Genomic DNA, 16,525 nt, shown 5'->3' on the forward strand with positions numbered 1-16,525 from the left:
GAAGAAAAATGTATCGAGAAATTTGATTTGAAAAATAAATTCTCGATCCAAATTCTGTTCAGAATTTTACTCGAATTGACGGATTGTACAACAAGAAATATTTTTGAAAATAAAGAAAATGAGTAAGAAAAAAATACTAATTTTTGACGATGATGCCATTATTTTGGAGGTGGTGAGCATCATTTTTGAAGATGCAGGTTACGAGGTGAAAATCTCCGAAACCTCGCACGATATTATCGAAAAAGTAGCGGAGTTTCAGCCCAACGTCATCCTTATGGACAACTGGATTCCGAATATCGGTGGTGTCGAAGCAACTAAACTTTTGAAAGCTCACGACGAATTTAAATCGATTCCCGTTATTTATGTAACCGCCAACAACGATATTTCTGCTCTAGCCAAAGAAGCACAAGCAGATGATTTCATCGCGAAGCCATTTAATCTAGAGGATTTGGAGGAAAAGGTTGAGAAATATTGTAAATAATTTTACTTGATGAATTTTAGAAAAGCAACATACCAAGACGTTGATGAGATTTGGGAAATCTTACAATTCGCCATTCAAAGTCGAAAAAATGATGGTAGCGAACAATGGCAAAATGGCTACCCAAATCAGGCTTCTATTACTGAAGATTTAGAAACCGGCTCCGCTTATGTGATTGAAGACGAACACGGAATTTTAGCTTACGGTGCTGCAATTTTTGATGTAGAGCCGGCCTATAATGACATTCAAAAAGGAGAATGGTTGACCAACGGCGATTATGTCGTGATACACCGCGTTGCGGCGGCTGAACGTTCGAAAGGAATGGGCATTGCAACTCGATTCTTTAATGAGGTTGAAGCGCTTGCGAAGTCTAAGAATATTTTCAGTGTGAAGGTCGATACCAATTTCGATAATCTTGCGATGTTGCGTATTATGGATAAACTTGGTTACCAATATTGTGGCGAAGTTTTTGTTGGAGGTGGTGTTAGAAAGGCTTTTGAGAAGGTATTGAGTTAATTTTTCGCTGGTATTTCTAACGTTAAATCCACATCTTTAGTAAATTTTAATTCATAATTTAAAGTTTGTTTTTCTTTTACAATTTTTGCATTTTCAACTAAAATATTTTCATTAGAATCAAAATCTTGATTTAACTCAAACGGATGTAAAGCTATTGCTCTAAAAGCAAAAAATAAGTTTTTATCTGTGGGCTTTGTAGAATAAGTAATTATTTCTCGTAGACTTTTTCTTTTATCATTTTTATAAATAATTAACTGACGCTTATTAGCAAAGGAACTAAATTCAAAATTCGGGTTTTTAGCTTTTTGTTTCAAGTTAAGATTTATACTTCTATCAAATTTAAAATCAAAATAGATTTCTCCTTTTTCTTTATTTTTAATTAGATCAAAATCATGTCTTACATTGTAGGTGATATCATAAAGGAGTGCAAATTTTTGACCTTCACTACCAAAAATCTTCATAAAATAAGAATTGTCTTCTGAATTTATAAAAACAGATTCCTCAAAGAGATTTTTTTTCTCATCACCTTTATAAAGTAAGTAAACAAGCTCTTTATCAAAATTGTAAGTTTTTTGACTAAAACTAAAAAGAGATACAAGGAAAAATAGTATTTGTAAAGCTTTTTTCATATCAGTGTTTTTCTAAAGTTAATCAAAAAAGGATAATTTTTAATAATAATTTTTAATCTGAACACAAGACACATTTTTCAGTCCTTTTACTTTTGATATTTTCTGTAATAAACCAGTTTCTTTATTTCTTTTAAAACCAGTTGCATTACTAGTTTGGACATTTGTTGCTATTAGAAAATCCCCTGTTTCATCGAGTGCGAAAATTCTTGGATGCTTCCCAAAAGTTGATTGATAGCCGACATTTTTTAATTTTCCGTCTTCGTTAATTGAAAAAATAGCAATATTGTTTTCGGTGCCGCGATTGGTGGCGTATAGAAATTTTCCATCAGGTGAAATATGAATATCTGAGCTTTCGAAATCACCGGATTGATTTTCGGGATGGGTGAAGATTCGTTGAATGGTGTTCAACTTGCCGTTTTCATAATCGTAAACGCTTACAGCACCGCCCATTTCTTCGATACAATACGCAAATTTTCCATTGGGATGAAACGTGAAATGTCTTGGACCACTTCCCAAAACAGATTGATTAAAATTGGGTTCAGCTTCTAATAACGGCTCTTTTTTATCACTATCAAATTTGAAAATTCTAATTTTATCCGCTCCTAAATCAGGCATAAAAACATAATCAAAATTCGGTGAAAAAACCGTTGAATGAATATGCGCGCGATCTTGACGTTTTGGATTAACACTTCCTTCTGAGAACTGAAAATTTTGAGCATACGGGCCAATGATTCCAGCGTCTGAAATAGGGTAAACTGATGCACTTCCTTCTGTATAATTAGCATTGATAAGCCACTTTCCGTTTTTGTGAACTGTTAAATAAACGGGATTTTCGCCGCCACTTTTTTGTGCATTGATAAAGCTTAAAGATTTATTTTCCGGATTAAATTCGAAACTACTTACGGAGCCGCCATTTTCAGTTTTGGTGTCCGTACAAGCAAAAACAAATTTACCATCGGGAGATAATGTGAGGTAAGATGGATTTTTAATGCCTGTAGCAGTGGTTACTTTTTTAAGTTTTCCAGTTTTTAAAGTAAGTTCATAAACGTAGATTCCGGGTTTGGTTTTATCCCAATTGAAGGAACCAAAAAACACATAAGTCTTTTGTGCAAAAAGCGTTGTTGCAATTAGCACGCTAAAAAGGAATGAAAGTTTTTTCAAGGAAGTTGGAGTTTTAATAATGTTTATAAAATTATGGATTAAATTATTTTAGAGAATTATAAATTACATTTTATCTTCGTAATTGTAAACAAAAATACTATCATTTTCATTAAGACTATAAAGCTTCACAGGTTTAGTACGAACATTTTTGGATTTTTTTTTATAATTAAATCAAAAAAGGATAGGTTCACTTTTTATGAATTAAGATCTAATAACAGAAAGTTTTATTGAGTTTAAAAGCCTATTTTTAGTTAAGATTTTAATGAACCAAGCATTATGGAAACTTCTAAAGGCATCAAAAATACTTTAATTATCGACTTCAATCTTTTTGGAAACTAATTTATAAATAGATGTTTTCGAATCGTATTTATAAATGGAGACTTCAAGTTTTGAAGGATTGTAAGCTTCAACTTCTTGACTAGATTTTATGGTAATTTGTCCGCTTTTAGACTTGATAAATTCAGGGTTTTTAAGGTAATCAAAGAAAGCTAAACTGTAGAGCTTGTTACTTTTATTCAGGAATAATCCTAGCATACAACCGCCAGTTCCGCAGGCGCCAAAGTTTATCAAAACATCTTTTTTCCCGTCCGCATTGAAGTCCAGATGTTTTATCAAATCTGCCTTTGAAGCATCTTCAGGGAATGTGAAATCAGAACTTCTAGGAGGTGTAATGACGACATTGTTTTTTCCTTTAATAATATTTAGTTTAAAAAGGCTGTCCTTATTTTGGCCTTTGGAAGATTGTTGCGCACTCGTCATTCCTGAAATTAATATTAAGCAAAGGATGATTTTCATAATTCTAATTTTTCAATTTCGATAATTTGATTTTGTGCATTGAGGCTAAATTCAAAAATAGCTTTTGGGTTTTCTTTTAAATCTTTATAAAAATCAGATTGTGTAGAAGATGTATTTACATTTTTGCTATACCTAAACTGATCAGCTAAAATCAATTGTTGAGATTTCGATGAGACACATTGTAAAGTGTATAGATATTCGCAACCTTGTGGCACGCCGTTAACATCTGCTTTTTCAGCGATAGCAACTTCTATTTGTGCACAATTAAAGTTGATGTTTTTTTGATTCGCTGCAATATTTGTTGCATAAAGTGGCATATTTTGTTCTTTGAAATATTGGCAGTCACAAGAAGGATCGACAGGATTTTTGTCGCTAATTGCTTCAATAAAGGACTTTTTGGTATCGGTGCAAGCAAATACGGAAAACGATAATATGAATAGCGTTAAAAGTCTCATTTTGTTTTTCTCTAAAGTAAACATTTCTTTACAAGCAACCCACGATAACAATATATTTTAATTCAAAATGTATAAATAGAACATTTTAATCTTTATTTTTAAATCTGTTAAGCAAGCAATTTGTATTGATTGGTAATATAGAAATCTAAAGCGATAATTGTAATAATAAAGTAAAATCTGATGATGCATCTTAGGAATAGCTTAAGCATATTAATAATCCTAGTCATGGGTAATTCTTGTGTTTCACCAGTTAAGCCTGAGGATTCTAGCTCGTTGGAAGGGCAAGAATGGGCTTATGGTCGCGAAATAGCACCAAGCATTGGTAGTGGAAAGATTTGGAAGTTTTTCCCAAAAAATCGTTTTGAATATACCGAGTGGTATTCTGGCGGCGCCTATTGGACACGTCATTATCAAGGTTCTTATAAGTATGATAGTAAGGAAAAGAAAGTCTTCTTGATGTTCGACTCCAATCAAAATTTGGCTCTAGATAATTTAGCTCCCAAAATGGCTGTTCAACTTCATATTTCTAAAAACGACACCATCCCAATTATCAGCAATTCTTGGAAGAACAGTTCAGATTCGAGTCTTGTAAATGAACAGGAAAAAGTATTTAGCTATCAGAGATTTCAAAAAGTAAAGTTTGGAATCAAGAAAACTACTGATACTAAAAGTCATCCTTAATCATATAAAAAAGCATCTAGAAGTTCTAGATGCTTTAGTTTTATAGATTTTTACCTGTAAAGGTTTTATCTAAAAACAGAGTCTAATCGAGTTGTATCTGGATTTTTATAGTTGTGATTTTCATCAATAGCGTAAATGACTTCGTCATCCGTACCCCAAAATATATACTCTTTCGCAAACACACAATTGACTTTGTTTTCTAAGTCAAAATGAACCCAAAGCATAGGATAGGTCATTGCATAGTCAATAGGTTGGGTGTAGGTATATGTTTTACCATCTTTGAGATATGTATCTTTAATATCAAGTGGTTGTCCCAATATTGAAGTGACTTCTTTAGCCGACATGCCTAGTTTAATCTTTTTTATTTTTTCGGAATCAATTCTGTGATCAAATACTAAATAAAGAATGGGAGAATATGAAAACAGTAAAATAATTAAGAAGGTAATATCAAAAAATATGACTAGAGGATTTCGCATTTTTCGCTTTTTAATAAGTTTTAAAATTAAACCTTCTTTTTTGCATTAATGATATGTTGCAAATGATGGTCACAATGCCAAGCGTAAATGCCGATATTAGTTTTTAGAGAGATAATCTCTCCTGATTCGGGATGTTGAAAATCTTTTTGTAATTCTTCTTCGGTTAAGTTTTCTAGTAGATTGGTCCATCTATCGTGGATACCTTCTAGGATTTTGATAGAACTGTTTATTGGGAAGTGCTTAGAATCGGATAATTCTGCCCAAGCATCTTCTCGATAGGCTTTTATTGTTGGTGTATTTTCGGTTAAAGCGAGTTTAAATCTTATTAGGCTATTCATGTGGCTATCAGCGCAGTGGTTAACAACTTGTCTTATTGTCCAGCCATTAGGTCTATAGGTTTTTTCTAGCTCGTTGTCGGATAAGTTAGAGGTTTCTGCTTGTATCTTCGATGGAAAGTTTTTAATCGTGTTGATCCAAATTTTAATTTGATGCTCGTCTATTGCATCAGGTTTTACGAATTCTCCAATAGGAAATTTTAGTTGATAGTTAGTATCTGTCATTAGTTTTGTATTTTATGGTAATATAGACTTATTGCGTAGCCTTATTTGGTTTTATAAAATTCTCATGATGTCATGATAAGCCTTATAATCAAAGGTTTTATTTTATTTCACTTTAAATAGATTAATCGTGTAGTCAAGTAGTTTTTTGTCTCCGAAATCGCCATGACCAGGTATCACGACCTTTACATCAGGGTATTGTGCACGTACTTTTTCGACAGTGTTGGACCATGTATCAACATTAGCATCGCCTAGATAACCTTTGTTAGCATCTAGTTCTTTAATGAGACAACCGCCAAACATGACATTTTCGCTAGGGAAGTAGCCTACAATATTATCTTTGGTGTGACCTTCTCCAAAGTATTTTGCAGTACTTGTTTTGTTACCCACTTTAAGACTAATTGAATCTATAATGGCATTTTGTGGCACTTCATAGTGATTCTCTTTTGCTAGCTCTATGGTCTTTGTACTGGCATAAGATGCTATTTGATGATTGTGAAAAGCTTTGAGACCGCCAAGGCAATCGTCATGAAAATGCGTAGGAACGACCGCTTTTATTTTGGTGTGTAGATTGTCCGTTATCCATTGGATAAGTTCTTCAGAAGTTGGGTTGGTGGTTGGCGTATCATACACGATTGCTTCGTCTTTATCTTTCACTAATAGTCCGTTACAAGGTACTTTCCCCCAAGTCTCGGTTTGCAAATAAGAGGTGTGTTGAAAAGCATTTGGAGAAACTTCAGTAATAACTAAATCATCTGATTTATAAAGAACTTTCGGAGTGAATGTTTCTATTTTTTGAGTGCTACAACCAATACTAATAAGAGCGAATCCTGATAAGACGATGCTTTTTATAAACTTGTTCATTTTTTATTTTTAGAGATGTGTTACTGTTATTACAAACGGTGAAATACAGTCTTTTTTATATGTCTAAAAATAGAGAAAAAGATAAAGTCTTTAGAATACTTAACAAGTTTTAATATTAAAAAGAATCTATAATTAGTAGATTATTTTTTAATTCTAAATACATAAAGTTTTATAAAAAACAAGCTTAAATAAATGCTTAAAAAACAACACATTACATCCGTTGATGATTGTTACTATTAGTATCCATACGCTTTATTATAGTTGATGAATCTAATACATGATTAAAAATATTAAATTGACTTTAATACCTAGAGTACAAAAGAGGTCCTAGTGCGCATTCATCTTCGAGAAAATATTGATAATCGCAACACCGATAATGATAAATAAAAGACCTATAATAGCTGGTAAATCGGGCGTTTGTTTAAACACCAATATCCCCACCAAAGTAATAAGCACAATACCAACACCTGACCAAATCGCATAGGCTATACCAACAGGAATAGTCCGCAGAGAAAGACTTAAGAAGTAAAATGCCACCCCATAACCAACAACTGTTACAATGGAAGGCGCGAGCTTGGTAAACTCCTCAGATTTTTTGAGGTAGGTTGTCGCAATAATTTCGAAAGCGATGGCGATAAGTAGGTATAATGTCCCTTTCATACGAGCAAAAATACAAAAATAGCCTTTAGCTATACCACGCCAGCCCACATACTTTGTTGCGGATGATGGATGCGAAGCAAAGCATCGTTTTGGTCTAGCAGGCTAAGACATACAAATGGCCAATAGATAACATCTGGATCGGATGGCTGAGGTGCAAGCTCTATTTTTTCGATATCAGACGGATCTTGATAGTTAACCTCCAGCATCTGCGTTTGGATGTTATGTGGGATAACACCAGTATCGGGCTTTATCTCGAGCCAGCAAAAAGCAACTTCTAGCAGGGTGTGGGGATATTTTTTTTCAAAGCTTTTGAGGAGAAAGGTTTTAATCTCTAAACGATTGTGTTCGGCATCAAAATAGACTGCATGGGCAGGAAGTTTGTGATGTTTATTAAAAGATTCTTGTTTTAAGAACTTAAGAGTCTCAGGGCGTTTGAGACTGTTATACAAGCTATCATCGGGAAAGTGACGTTTGATATTGTAGAATAACGACACCAACTGATTGTGGAAGCTGCCATCTTTTTGTCGCCAAAGTAGTGGCAGTATGGCTTTCTTAAAATTCCCGATAAAGTGTGCAACTTCGGAGAACTTGGACTGAGAAGCCTTTACATTGGGATGCGCCTGCGAGTTGCCATTCACAAATCCGCCAGAATAGGGCTTAACATAAGTCTTACCATTACGAACGCAAAAGATGAGGTTGCCAAGCTTACCTTTTAGGTTAAAAAAGTTGTCAGATTGTGCCATAATACTTATCTTTAACTTGTTAAACTTCAGTTAACTAAAGATAATTCTTTTTCTAGAATAAGTTGGCTTATTTTATTAAAAATCTCTTATTTATTCCTAAATCTTTACCGCATCTATGTCGCCTTTATGCCGCGTATATGTCGCAAGACTGTCGCATGAGGTAGGCGTATTGTTCTGTTATGCTGTTATTCTGCTTCGGTAATGCTTCGTATGTACTTCGGAAAAATAGGGTCTTTAGCGAAGTATATTCGAACTATGCCCAAAGAGGATTGTTATAATAATCATATTTAACGTCAGTTTGGATTATGACATTTTTCTTTAAATAAACCGTTATTTAAAATAAAAATCTGTAGGATCTTGTGTAGAGAAGATTTGCAAGAAGTTCTCGATACATTTTTTCTCCATTTCATTGCGAAAAAACACTCGAACTGACGTTAATTTTCTTATCCCGAATTCAGGTTATTTAAAACAGAAAAGAGACAAAATCTATTGCTAGTAGCAAAGTATTTGTCTCTTTTGTATTGTATAGACTAATCGATAGTCTAATAACGTATTTTGTAAGGTCTAGCTAGGCAGGTTCCCAAAGTTCTATTTTGTTGTTTTCGCAATCGAGGATGTGTACAAATTTGCCATACTCATATTCGGCGATGTCGTCTAGGATGGTTACACCTTCTTTTTTTAGTTCTTCCACCAAAGCCACCAAATCGTCCACGGTATAGTTGAACATATAGGGCTTGTCCGAAGGGGAGAAGTACTGTGTATCTTCCTTGAAGGGACTCCACTGTATCGCACTTGCTTTTGCATCTTCGGCTTTGGGGTCGTACTCGAAAGTGCATCCCCATTGGTTAACTGGGAAACCTAGATGTTTTTGATACCAAGCTTTCACCGCTTCTGGATCTTTGCATTTGAAGAACAATCCTCCAATGCCTGTAACTCTTTTCATATAATTATTTTTATTATGTTTCGAGTCTAAAGTTTAATGTTTAACCTTAAACTCGAGATTTTAAATGTAATTAACTTCTCAATATTTTGTCCATGTTTTTTCCTTTAGCCAGCTCGTCCACCAATTTGTCAAGGTAACGTATCTTCTGCATAAGCGGGTCTTCGATATCTTCGACACGATAACCGCAGATAACACCTTTTATCAAACCGACATTGAGATTAAGTTGAGGTGCCTTATCAAAAAAGTCACGGAAGTTGATGTTGTCTTCTATAATGCTTTTAAGTTGGTCATCGTTGTAACCCGTTAACCAAAAAATAACTTGATGAAGCTCTTCGACGCTACGATTTTTCTTTTCAATCTTGGTAACATAGTGTGGATATACACTTGCAAATGACATTTTGAAAACGCGTTCGTTATTTTTATCGTTCATTCTAGCATCAATTATTAAGCTTTGAACGAAGTTAATTAAAATCCTTACATCACACTTATTTTAATGACAAAATAATCTGTCAAGCTTCTAATATCTTAGTTTTAATACTATCTAACGTCAGCTCTAGATAAAACACTTTTCTATATATGAGTCGTCACTTAGAGTAAAAATCTTAAAAATTTTGTATTGAGAAGTTTAGTCTTCATTAATATTTAAAAAGTTCTCGATACGATTTCTGCGAAATCTACTCGAACTGACGTTAATTTTCTTATCCCGAACTCAGTTTATTTAGTCCCAATTAATTGTGTGAAAATTTAGTTTAAAAACGATTGTTTTAGTATATTTGGTTACAAATATAAAAGCATGAGTGCACAGACCCAAGATGTCCTAGATACACCAAATAAGAATACAATATTTATGGTATGGAAATTCTCAACAAGTGATAAAGTTGATGAGGTTTTCCAAAGAATTTGTGCATTGATTGTTAATCTTGACAACTCGGCAGCTACTAGATTCCCAAATGCTAAATCTAATATCGTGATGGGGATTAGCCGAAAAGCATGGGATCGACTTGGTCTAACAACGCCACCTCCCAAAGAGTTAGCGGATTTTGAAGCCATAGTGGGAGAGAAGCATACGGCGGTGGCGACGGATGGCGACCTGCATTTCCATATCCGAAGTGAGATGTACAGCTATTGTATTGATATGGCGACTATTCTGTCAGATTTCTTAACACCTGTTGCAGATTGTATTGAGGAAGTGCATGGTTTCCGATATTGGGATGGGCGTAGTATTTTGGGGTTTGTAGATGGTACCGAAAATCCGCAAGGTGAGAAACGTGCACACTTTGGACTTATCGGTAAAGAGGATAAAGCCTATGAAGGGTGTAGCTATCTTTTTGTACAGAAATATATCCACGATATGTCTGCTTGGCGTGCCTTGCCAGTGACAGAACAAGAGAAAGTTATTGGTAGATCTAAGCAACAAGACATCGAAATGACCGACGATGTTAAACCTAGCAACTCGCATTCGGCCTTGGCTAATGTTGGTGATGATAAGAAAATTGTGCGCGATAATATGCCGTTCGGGAATGTTGCCAATAACGAAATGGGGACTTACTTTATCGCTTATGCCAGTAGTTTTAGCACCGTTAAAGAAATGTTGACTAGGATGTTTGTAGGAGAGCCGAAGGGCAATTATGACAGAATTTTAGACTTTAGCACGGCAAAAACGGGGACTTTGTATTTTGTGCCAAGTATTGATATGCTTAACGATTTTGCAGGTTAGGGGAGTTGTCGGAAACCATTAATCTCTGCGGTTAAATCTTTATTAAAATCAATAAAAACAAGATACTTCTTATTAGCTGGAGTTTCGTTTTCATCGTAAATCAAGATACTTTTTTTCATTTGCTCAATTATTTTTGGATCAAGCTTTTTTTGTTTCATATAAACGACATCAATCGTTTTTGTAACACCATTTTTATCTAAGTCAAATAGGAAAACTCCAAATCTGTTTTTGTTTTTGGGAAGCTTGAAAGCATTAAAATAGTTGGTAATTGTTTTAGCTTCTTTATCTAGAATTATCCCATTACGCCAAAGACTGAATTCATAAGGGAGATTCATTGCTTTAACTTTATCCAGCACAGAAAAGTAATTGGTGTAGTAGGTTAGACTGTAATTAGTTTTGGATTTTAGATCAGGATCAATACTAAACATACTACTACAAGAACTGAATGCGCCAACTTTATAATCTAAAGAATTACTCATTATTAGTAACACTTCGCCAGGTTTTACACTAACTTCACAAGCCCCAGAATAAGCATATTCTACCGTACCTGATATTCTTATTTCGGAAGTTGGAAGACCTTTATAGGTTTTAATTGTTTCAACTTTAGCAATGTAACGGCGAAAACTATCAGTACTTTCAATATTTTTGGTTTCTAAAACTTTGACCACTGCAACAGATTTTGCATCTATGTAGTTTTGGTCAAAAGAAGTTGGTACACAACTGCAAGCCAATACAATTGAAGTTTTAAGAAAAAGTAAGAGTAGTATGAGTCTTGACATGAGGATTGCTTATTGTTGTTGTAGAATGTTGAGTTACAAGATAAAGAAAAAACTATCAATCTATTATTTAGCAGTTTTTTTTGATGGCAACTTCGTTTTCATGTCTTTAATATCTTGTTTTAATTCTAAAAAGAGATCTTTAACATTTTGTCCAGAAAACTCGTCTGCATCAAACTCTTGTGTAGAGATAGAACAGGCAAACTCCCAAATCTCTCTAACATCCGTTAGCGGGATTTGTAGTGGCTCGTAGAAGTTATTGTCTGATTTAACACAAATGAAATTGGCCTCATTAAACTGAAAACGCTTATAAAGTATACCATCATTAGTGGTTATAAAGACATAGGTTTTATCAATTTTGAGATCGGAAAGGTTTTCGACATATTTGCCAACGATGTAGGTACCGTCTTTATATGGAGGCATCGAGTCGCCACTTGCCGGGAAAGCGCGGTATTTTCCGTTTCTAAGAAAGGGTAGAGATATGGTCTGGAGACCCTCGATATATTCTGGATCGCTATAACCGTTGAGGTAACCCATTGATGCTTTTTGAGGGATAATTTCGATTTGGTTATTTCCTGCAATATCAACTGCAATTGGGATCAAAATACGATTGTCTGGCAAGTTGAGCATTTTCTCCAAAGGATATTTTCTAATATCAACAGATACCAAAAGATCGATACTAATTTGGAAATATTTAGAAATCCGAAGTAGCAATTCTATAGGTGGCTCTGAGGTTCCATCTTCGTATTTTGCATATCGAACGCGCGTGATAAACAGGGAGTCTGCTAACTTCTGCTGCGAGTATTCTTGTCGGGCTCTTAAAAAGCGAATGTTATCTGATAAAATTGACATTGTTATTATTTATACCAACAAATATAGTTAAAAATGATACAAATAGTAACTTTCTGATTGTTAAATTTTGGGATAAAAAGTAAATGTTATGATTTCGAATAAGATATTAATCCTTCAAATATTGGAGGATTTTTTGTGTTAAATATTCTCGCTCTTCTGCAGTAGCATCATTGTCCATACTACTGTGATTGATGTTAGTAAAATCAACAGTCATTTTATATTTTGACTTTTCGACATCAGTTGGTAGTACGCCTTCGTCTGCTGGATAATCGTTTGATCGTAAAGTGTATATTTTGGGTTGCGAGGTGAGTGGTAATTTCATTCGACGGTTGTCCATTGCAATCATTTTGTCAACTAAATGAGGATATTTGTGCCCAAATAATACAGTCATGTCACCACCGTTAGAATGGCCTATTAATACCAATTTTTTATAATTAAGTTGCGGATGATTTTCTTTTATTTTGTTAAGAGCAAAAAGTATATTTTGCACACCTCTTTCCCAGTTTGGCATTCTGGTTTCGTTTAGCTTTCCGGTCATTGCTAAAAGTTCGTCGGTTTTTAACTCATGTTGAACACTAACAACAAAGTAACCTTTCGAAGCTAAAAATTCCACAAGATAATTGTAAGCGTCAATATAGTCTGTGCCACGATTTTCGCCATAACCATGACTAAAAATAATGGGAACTCCGTTAGCCAATTTTGGATTATTAGGTTGATAAATTGCAACAGGAATTGGACGACTTCTGACGTTGTCAAAATAAGTAATGGTATCGATTTTAGTAGCGTAGGGTGTATTATCAACAGCTTTGGTTTTTACGCCACATTGTAGAAGTAATAGGCATAAAATAAGAATTGTTAAAAACTTCATTTGTTTTTATTTTAAACTTAATTGTAATGTTAATAGATTAAAACTTAATGTCGATATCTTAGTTTTTAAGATTTATTAGTAATCAATAATAGACTTCTTAAATGCTTCCAATCTTATAAATCGAGTTTAAAAAAATACATATAAAAGCCTCAAATAATTTAACTACTTGAGGCTTCTATATTATTACTTTAACTTAAACTCTCTCAGCTGTACATTCAACTTCGATAAGGCAACCACCATTTAGTGGACCAATTGGGATGATACAACGTACTGGCTTATGATCACCGAAAAACTCGGTGTAGACTCTATTAACGTCCGCCCAATAAGCAATATCTGTAATATAAACCACCATTCTGATAACCGAGGTTTTATCTTGTCCGAAAGCTTTTAGGACGTTTTCAACATTTTCTAGAGACAGTTTTGTTTGTGCTTCAATCCCTTCAGGAACTTCTTTCGTTACTGGATGTTTCGGAAGTTGACCAGATAGGTATAATACACCATTATGTTCGATAGCAGGCGAAAAATGCCCTGCTGGAGCTGGAAGCGAAGCGCTTTCTAAAATTTTCATTGAGATTTATTTTTTTAAAGTTCGAAAATACTTTTTCTAAATGATATTTTTAGCATCAAAACTAAAAATCTTACGATACATCAATGTAATCGCTTCAAAAGTCTTCTATCTTTGCAGAGTAAAATTATTAAAACAATAAAAAATGAAAATATTAGCACTTTCTGGAAGTAACGCAGAAAATTCGATGAACAGCATTTTGGTTAAATATGCAGCAAAACAATTCGGAGAAAATAACGAAGTAGAATTCTTTGATATGAACGATTTCGAAATGCCAATCTACAAACATGAAATCGAAGTTAAATCTGGTGTTCCTGCAGAAGCTCAAAAGTTAGCTGACAAAATCGATGCTTCAGACGTTATTTTGTTATCGTTGCCAGAACATAACGGGACTTATACAACCGCTTTCAAAAACGTATTTGACTGGGTTTCTAGAATTAAGGACAGAACCGTATGGAGCGAAGTGCCAATGTTATTAATGTCAACTTCTCCTGGTGCGAGAGGTGGTGCAGGTGTGTTAGAAGCGGCTAGCAAAAGATTCCCTTTCCATGGTGGTAATGTTGTTGAAACATTTTCGGTGCCTTTTTATCAAGATAATATTGACAAAAATGAAGGTCTTGTTAACGCCGATAAAATCAATGAGTTAAAAGAAAAAATTGTGAAAATTAAAGAACTTGAAACAATTTTAGAAAAGTAGAATTAAAATTTGTTTAGGATATTTATTCAAAAAGTTTTAATTTTGTCAAAAAGAACGAAAGTGAATATTCAGACCAATTTCTTGAAGCCGAGCTATTATTCCAATAAAGGGAAAGTTGTGGGCTCTGAAATCCTGAACTAAAATACTGGCCGATAATCTGAAAGATTGTCGGCTTTTTTATTGTCCTTTTTTGGATGATAATTGGCTAGCAAACAATATAGTTTGAAATAAATCTGAAAGTCCTAGCAAATTGTTGCAGGCAAAATGAAAAGTGAAAATGAAATACGGCATTGTCGGATTTCGACCTGGAGCTAAAGGCGTAAGACTTAATCTATTTTGCGTCTTTGGTTTTCCAAAACAATCTAAAAAGTAAAAAGAATCATGAGCAACACTTACAAGTCAGCTGGCGTTGACAAAGAAGAAGGTTACAAAACCGTAGACAAGATAAAATCTGCTGTGGCAGAAACGCATAACAAAAACGTACTTAATAATTTAGGAAGTTTTGGTGCTTTCTATGAAATTGGAAACTATAAAAATCCAGTTTTGGTATCGGGTACAGATGGCGTTGGTACAAAGTTAAAAGTGGCTTTGGATACCAAACAATACGATTCTATCGGTGTTGACTGTTTTGCAATGTGTGCTAACGACATCCTTTGTCATGGTGCAAAACCTTTATTTTTCCTAGATTATTTGGCTTGTGGTAAGTTAGATTCTGACATTGCTGCCGAGATTGTTCTAGGAATGGTGAAAGCTTGTAAAGACAACGAATGTGCCTTAATCGGTGGCGAAACTGCAGAAATGCCAGGAATGTATCAACCAGGCGATTACGATGTTGCAGGATTTTGCGTGGGTATCGTAGAAAAAGATCAAATTATTGATGGTTCAAAAATCAAAACTGGAGACAAAATTATCGCTTTGCCGAGTTCTGGTTTCCATTCTAATGGTTTTTCTTTGGTGAGAAAAGTATTCCCAAATTTTGAAGAAGAATTTGAAGGAAAACCTTTGTACGAAACGCTTTTGGTACCGACAAGATTATATTATCAAGATATTCATAAATTGTTAAATGAAGTGCCTTTGCATGGTATCGCACACATTACTGGTGGCGGATTGTACGAGAATATTCCTAGGATTATTGGTGATGGACTTTGTGCAACTATTAATGCTTCAAAAATCAAAATTCCAAGTATAATGTTGGAATTAGAAAAACGTGGAGGCATCGCAAGAGAAGAGATGTTCGGGACTTTCAATATGGGCGTTGGGATGATCGTTGTTGTTGATGCAGATCACGCACACAAAGTTCTTGAACTTCTTGATGACGCTTACGAAATTGGAGAAATCACAGAAGGAAACGAGAAAATCGTTTTGTTGTAACATGTAAAAAGTATAATGTACAACGTAAGATGGAGCTAATATACATTTTACACTGTACATTATACATTGTACAAGTATGAAAAAGATTACAATTTTAGTTTCTGGTTCTGGTACCAATTTGCAAAGAATTATTGATTGTATTGAGGCAAACGAGATACAAAATGCGAAAATCAACCTTGTTGTTGCTGATCGCGAATGTTTTGGATTAGAAAGAGCGGCTAAACATCAGATTGACAATGTTTTAATCCCTAGAGGAAAAGCTTTTTCTGATGAGTTGGATAAGATAATTCCGAAAGATACAGATTTGATTATTTTGGCGGGTTTTCTGTCAATTCTTAAATCAGATTTCTGTCAGAAGTGGGATAAAAAGATGATTAATATTCATCCATCGTTGTTGCCGAAATTTGGAGGAAAAGGAATGTGGGGACATCATGTTCACGAAGCGGTTATTGAAGCTAAAGAAAAGGAGAGTGGTGCAACTGTTCATTATGTGACTTCTGGTGTTGACGAAGGCGATATTATTTTGCAAGGAAAAGTTGCATTAGATGAAAAGGAAACTGCCGAAAGTTTAGCTCAAAAGATTCACCTTGTTGAATATGAAATTTTTCCTAAAGCAATCAATAAAGTCTTAAATCCGTAAGTATTTTATTTAAAGTAAATTTATTTTAAAATGTATAACAATATGTTTATTAGTTGTTAAAGTGTATTTTAATTAAATTAA

General features: G+C 34.2%; 22 protein-coding genes. 7 read left to right on the forward strand and 15 right to left on the reverse strand.

Annotated elements, in window-relative coordinates; genetic code table 11:
• Positions 1–118: 118 nt before the first annotated feature.
• Together B5X62_RS13205 and B5X62_RS13210 are read left to right on the forward strand one after the other, a co-directional pair.
• Positions 119–481 carry a response regulator gene (locus B5X62_RS13205; protein WP_079667913.1) on the forward strand — a complete coding sequence of 121 codons (363 nt, stop codon included), beginning with the start codon at positions 119–121 and terminating at the stop codon, positions 479–481.
• Between the two features lie 9 nt (positions 482–490).
• Positions 491–994, forward strand: a complete 504-nt coding sequence (locus tag B5X62_RS13210; protein ID WP_079667914.1) for a GNAT family N-acetyltransferase — start codon at positions 491–493, stop codon at positions 992–994.
• Here the strand turns inward: B5X62_RS13210 and B5X62_RS13215 are convergent.
• The 4 genes from B5X62_RS13215 to B5X62_RS13230 form a co-directional block, all read right to left on the reverse strand.
• Positions 991–1,623, reverse strand: a complete 633-nt coding sequence (locus tag B5X62_RS13215) for a hypothetical protein (protein WP_079667915.1) — start codon at positions 1,621–1,623, stop codon at positions 991–993. The two genes, B5X62_RS13210 and B5X62_RS13215, sit on opposite strands and share 4 nt — an antisense overlap.
• A gap of 39 nt (positions 1,624–1,662) precedes the next feature.
• A complete protein-coding gene (locus tag B5X62_RS13220) occupies positions 1,663–2,784 on the reverse strand; it encodes a lactonase family protein (RefSeq protein WP_245797201.1) in 1,122 nt (373 codons plus the stop codon).
• Positions 2,785–3,090: 306 nt separating this feature from the next.
• Complete coding sequence (locus B5X62_RS13225; RefSeq protein WP_144038390.1) at positions 3,091–3,579, reverse strand: hypothetical protein; 489 nt, start codon at positions 3,577–3,579, stop codon at positions 3,091–3,093.
• Positions 3,576–4,034: a hypothetical protein gene (locus tag B5X62_RS13230; RefSeq protein ID WP_144038391.1), complete on the reverse strand. Its 459-nt coding sequence runs from the start codon at positions 4,032–4,034 to the stop codon at positions 3,576–3,578. Before B5X62_RS13230 ends, B5X62_RS13225 begins: the two co-directional genes overlap by 4 nt.
• A 225-nt stretch (positions 4,035–4,259) precedes the next feature.
• On the opposite strand from B5X62_RS13230, the gene B5X62_RS13235 reads away from it, so the two are divergent.
• A complete protein-coding gene (locus B5X62_RS13235; protein ID WP_079667918.1) occupies positions 4,260–4,715 on the forward strand; it encodes a hypothetical protein in 456 nt (151 codons plus the stop codon).
• A 65-nt stretch (positions 4,716–4,780) separates the two neighbouring features.
• Here the strand turns inward: B5X62_RS13235 and bamE are convergent, their stop codons facing one another.
• The 7 genes from bamE to B5X62_RS13270 form a co-directional block, all read right to left on the reverse strand.
• Positions 4,781–5,191 (reverse strand): outer membrane protein assembly factor BamE domain-containing protein, encoded by a 411-nt coding sequence (gene bamE, locus B5X62_RS13240; protein WP_079667919.1) that lies wholly within the window; start codon positions 5,189–5,191, stop codon positions 4,781–4,783.
• A gap of 26 nt (positions 5,192–5,217) precedes the next feature.
• Complete coding sequence (locus tag B5X62_RS13245) at positions 5,218–5,751, reverse strand: YfiT family bacillithiol transferase (protein ID WP_079667920.1); 534 nt, start codon at positions 5,749–5,751, stop codon at positions 5,218–5,220.
• A 102-nt stretch (positions 5,752–5,853) separates the two neighbouring features.
• On the reverse strand, positions 5,854–6,612 hold the full coding sequence (gene bla / locus B5X62_RS13250; protein WP_079667921.1) for a subclass B1 metallo-beta-lactamase: 759 nt from the start codon (positions 6,610–6,612) through the stop codon (positions 5,854–5,856).
• 327 nt (positions 6,613–6,939) lie between these two features.
• Positions 6,940–7,272, reverse strand: coding sequence for a DMT family transporter (locus B5X62_RS13255; protein WP_079667922.1), 333 nt, complete (start codon positions 7,270–7,272; stop codon positions 6,940–6,942).
• Positions 7,273–7,301: 29 nt separating this feature from the next.
• Positions 7,302–8,015 carry a hypothetical protein gene (locus B5X62_RS13260; RefSeq protein ID WP_079667923.1) on the reverse strand — a complete coding sequence of 238 codons (714 nt, stop codon included), beginning with the start codon at positions 8,013–8,015 and terminating at the stop codon, positions 7,302–7,304.
• Between the two features lie 568 nt (positions 8,016–8,583).
• Positions 8,584–8,958, reverse strand: coding sequence for a VOC family protein (locus B5X62_RS13265; protein WP_079667924.1), 375 nt, complete (start codon positions 8,956–8,958; stop codon positions 8,584–8,586).
• A gap of 70 nt (positions 8,959–9,028) precedes the next feature.
• On the reverse strand, positions 9,029–9,388 hold the full coding sequence (locus B5X62_RS13270; RefSeq protein WP_079667925.1) for a DUF2200 domain-containing protein: 360 nt from the start codon (positions 9,386–9,388) through the stop codon (positions 9,029–9,031).
• Between the two features lie 363 nt (positions 9,389–9,751).
• On the opposite strand from B5X62_RS13270, the gene B5X62_RS13275 reads away from it, so the two are divergent.
• Positions 9,752–10,675 carry a Dyp-type peroxidase gene (locus B5X62_RS13275; RefSeq protein ID WP_079667926.1) on the forward strand — a complete coding sequence of 308 codons (924 nt, stop codon included), beginning with the start codon at positions 9,752–9,754 and terminating at the stop codon, positions 10,673–10,675.
• On the opposite strand, the gene B5X62_RS13280 is transcribed toward B5X62_RS13275, so the two are convergent.
• The 4 genes from B5X62_RS13280 to B5X62_RS13295 form a co-directional block, all read right to left on the reverse strand.
• A complete protein-coding gene (locus tag B5X62_RS13280) occupies positions 10,672–11,454 on the reverse strand; it encodes a hypothetical protein (protein WP_144038392.1) in 783 nt (260 codons plus the stop codon). The genes B5X62_RS13275 and B5X62_RS13280 overlap by 4 nt on opposite strands.
• A gap of 63 nt (positions 11,455–11,517) precedes the next feature.
• Positions 11,518–12,303 (reverse strand): XRE family transcriptional regulator, encoded by a 786-nt coding sequence (locus tag B5X62_RS13285; RefSeq protein WP_079667928.1) that lies wholly within the window; start codon positions 12,301–12,303, stop codon positions 11,518–11,520.
• A gap of 106 nt (positions 12,304–12,409) precedes the next feature.
• Positions 12,410–13,171 (reverse strand): alpha/beta hydrolase family protein, encoded by a 762-nt coding sequence (locus tag B5X62_RS13290; RefSeq protein WP_079667929.1) that lies wholly within the window; start codon positions 13,169–13,171, stop codon positions 12,410–12,412.
• 193 nt (positions 13,172–13,364) lie between these two features.
• Positions 13,365–13,739: a RidA family protein gene (locus tag B5X62_RS13295; RefSeq protein ID WP_079667930.1), complete on the reverse strand. Its 375-nt coding sequence runs from the start codon at positions 13,737–13,739 to the stop codon at positions 13,365–13,367.
• A 142-nt stretch (positions 13,740–13,881) separates the two neighbouring features.
• Between B5X62_RS13295 and B5X62_RS13300 the strand changes: the two genes are divergently transcribed.
• The 3 genes from B5X62_RS13300 (at position 13,882) to purN (ending at position 16,444) form a co-directional block, all read left to right on the forward strand.
• Complete coding sequence (locus B5X62_RS13300; RefSeq protein ID WP_079667931.1) at positions 13,882–14,433, forward strand: NADPH-dependent FMN reductase; 552 nt, start codon at positions 13,882–13,884, stop codon at positions 14,431–14,433.
• A 381-nt stretch (positions 14,434–14,814) separates the two neighbouring features.
• Complete coding sequence (gene purM / locus B5X62_RS13305; RefSeq protein WP_079667932.1) at positions 14,815–15,804, forward strand: phosphoribosylformylglycinamidine cyclo-ligase; 990 nt, start codon at positions 14,815–14,817, stop codon at positions 15,802–15,804.
• A gap of 76 nt (positions 15,805–15,880) precedes the next feature.
• The gene (gene purN / locus B5X62_RS13310; RefSeq protein ID WP_079667933.1) at positions 15,881–16,444 is read left to right on the forward strand and encodes a phosphoribosylglycinamide formyltransferase; all 564 of its coding nucleotides are present in this window, start codon (positions 15,881–15,883) and stop codon (positions 16,442–16,444) included.
• Positions 16,445–16,525: the final 81 nt, after the last annotated feature.

It is taken from the genome of Soonwooa buanensis (assembly GCF_900167905.1).
Taxonomy (GTDB): Bacteria; Bacteroidota; Bacteroidia; order Flavobacteriales; family Weeksellaceae; genus Soonwooa; species Soonwooa buanensis.

Excerpts from the sequence above, each read along its gene's own strand:
- B5X62_RS13205 (WP_079667913.1), top strand. The coding sequence starts at position 119 with ATGAGTAAGAAAAAAATACTAATTTTTGACGATGATGCCATTATTTTG.
- B5X62_RS13210 (WP_079667914.1), top strand. The coding sequence starts at position 491 with ATGAATTTTAGAAAAGCAACATACCAAGACGTTGATGAGATTTGGGAA.
- B5X62_RS13215 (WP_079667915.1), bottom strand. The coding sequence starts at position 1,623 with ATGAAAAAAGCTTTACAAATACTATTTTTCCTTGTATCTCTTTTTAGT.
- B5X62_RS13225 (WP_144038390.1), bottom strand. The coding sequence starts at position 3,579 with ATGAAAATCATCCTTTGCTTAATATTAATTTCAGGAATGACGAGTGCG.
- B5X62_RS13230 (WP_144038391.1), bottom strand. The coding sequence starts at position 4,034 with ATGAGACTTTTAACGCTATTCATATTATCGTTTTCCGTATTTGCTTGC.
- B5X62_RS13235 (WP_079667918.1), top strand. The coding sequence starts at position 4,260 with ATGGGTAATTCTTGTGTTTCACCAGTTAAGCCTGAGGATTCTAGCTCG.
- bamE (WP_079667919.1), bottom strand. The coding sequence starts at position 5,191 with ATGCGAAATCCTCTAGTCATATTTTTTGATATTACCTTCTTAATTATT.
- B5X62_RS13245 (WP_079667920.1), bottom strand. The coding sequence starts at position 5,751 with ATGACAGATACTAACTATCAACTAAAATTTCCTATTGGAGAATTCGTA.
- bla (WP_079667921.1), bottom strand. The coding sequence starts at position 6,612 with ATGAACAAGTTTATAAAAAGCATCGTCTTATCAGGATTCGCTCTTATT.
- B5X62_RS13255 (WP_079667922.1), bottom strand. The coding sequence starts at position 7,272 with ATGAAAGGGACATTATACCTACTTATCGCCATCGCTTTCGAAATTATT.
- B5X62_RS13260 (WP_079667923.1), bottom strand. The coding sequence starts at position 8,015 with ATGGCACAATCTGACAACTTTTTTAACCTAAAAGGTAAGCTTGGCAAC.
- B5X62_RS13265 (WP_079667924.1), bottom strand. The coding sequence starts at position 8,958 with ATGAAAAGAGTTACAGGCATTGGAGGATTGTTCTTCAAATGCAAAGAT.
- B5X62_RS13270 (WP_079667925.1), bottom strand. The coding sequence starts at position 9,388 with ATGAACGATAAAAATAACGAACGCGTTTTCAAAATGTCATTTGCAAGT.
- B5X62_RS13275 (WP_079667926.1), top strand. The coding sequence starts at position 9,752 with ATGAGTGCACAGACCCAAGATGTCCTAGATACACCAAATAAGAATACA.
- B5X62_RS13280 (WP_144038392.1), bottom strand. The coding sequence starts at position 11,454 with ATGTCAAGACTCATACTACTCTTACTTTTTCTTAAAACTTCAATTGTA.
- B5X62_RS13285 (WP_079667928.1), bottom strand. The coding sequence starts at position 12,303 with ATGTCAATTTTATCAGATAACATTCGCTTTTTAAGAGCCCGACAAGAA.
- B5X62_RS13290 (WP_079667929.1), bottom strand. The coding sequence starts at position 13,171 with ATGAAGTTTTTAACAATTCTTATTTTATGCCTATTACTTCTACAATGT.
- B5X62_RS13295 (WP_079667930.1), bottom strand. The coding sequence starts at position 13,739 with ATGAAAATTTTAGAAAGCGCTTCGCTTCCAGCTCCAGCAGGGCATTTT.
- B5X62_RS13300 (WP_079667931.1), top strand. The coding sequence starts at position 13,882 with ATGAAAATATTAGCACTTTCTGGAAGTAACGCAGAAAATTCGATGAAC.
- purM (WP_079667932.1), top strand. The coding sequence starts at position 14,815 with ATGAGCAACACTTACAAGTCAGCTGGCGTTGACAAAGAAGAAGGTTAC.
- purN (WP_079667933.1), top strand. The coding sequence starts at position 15,881 with ATGAAAAAGATTACAATTTTAGTTTCTGGTTCTGGTACCAATTTGCAA.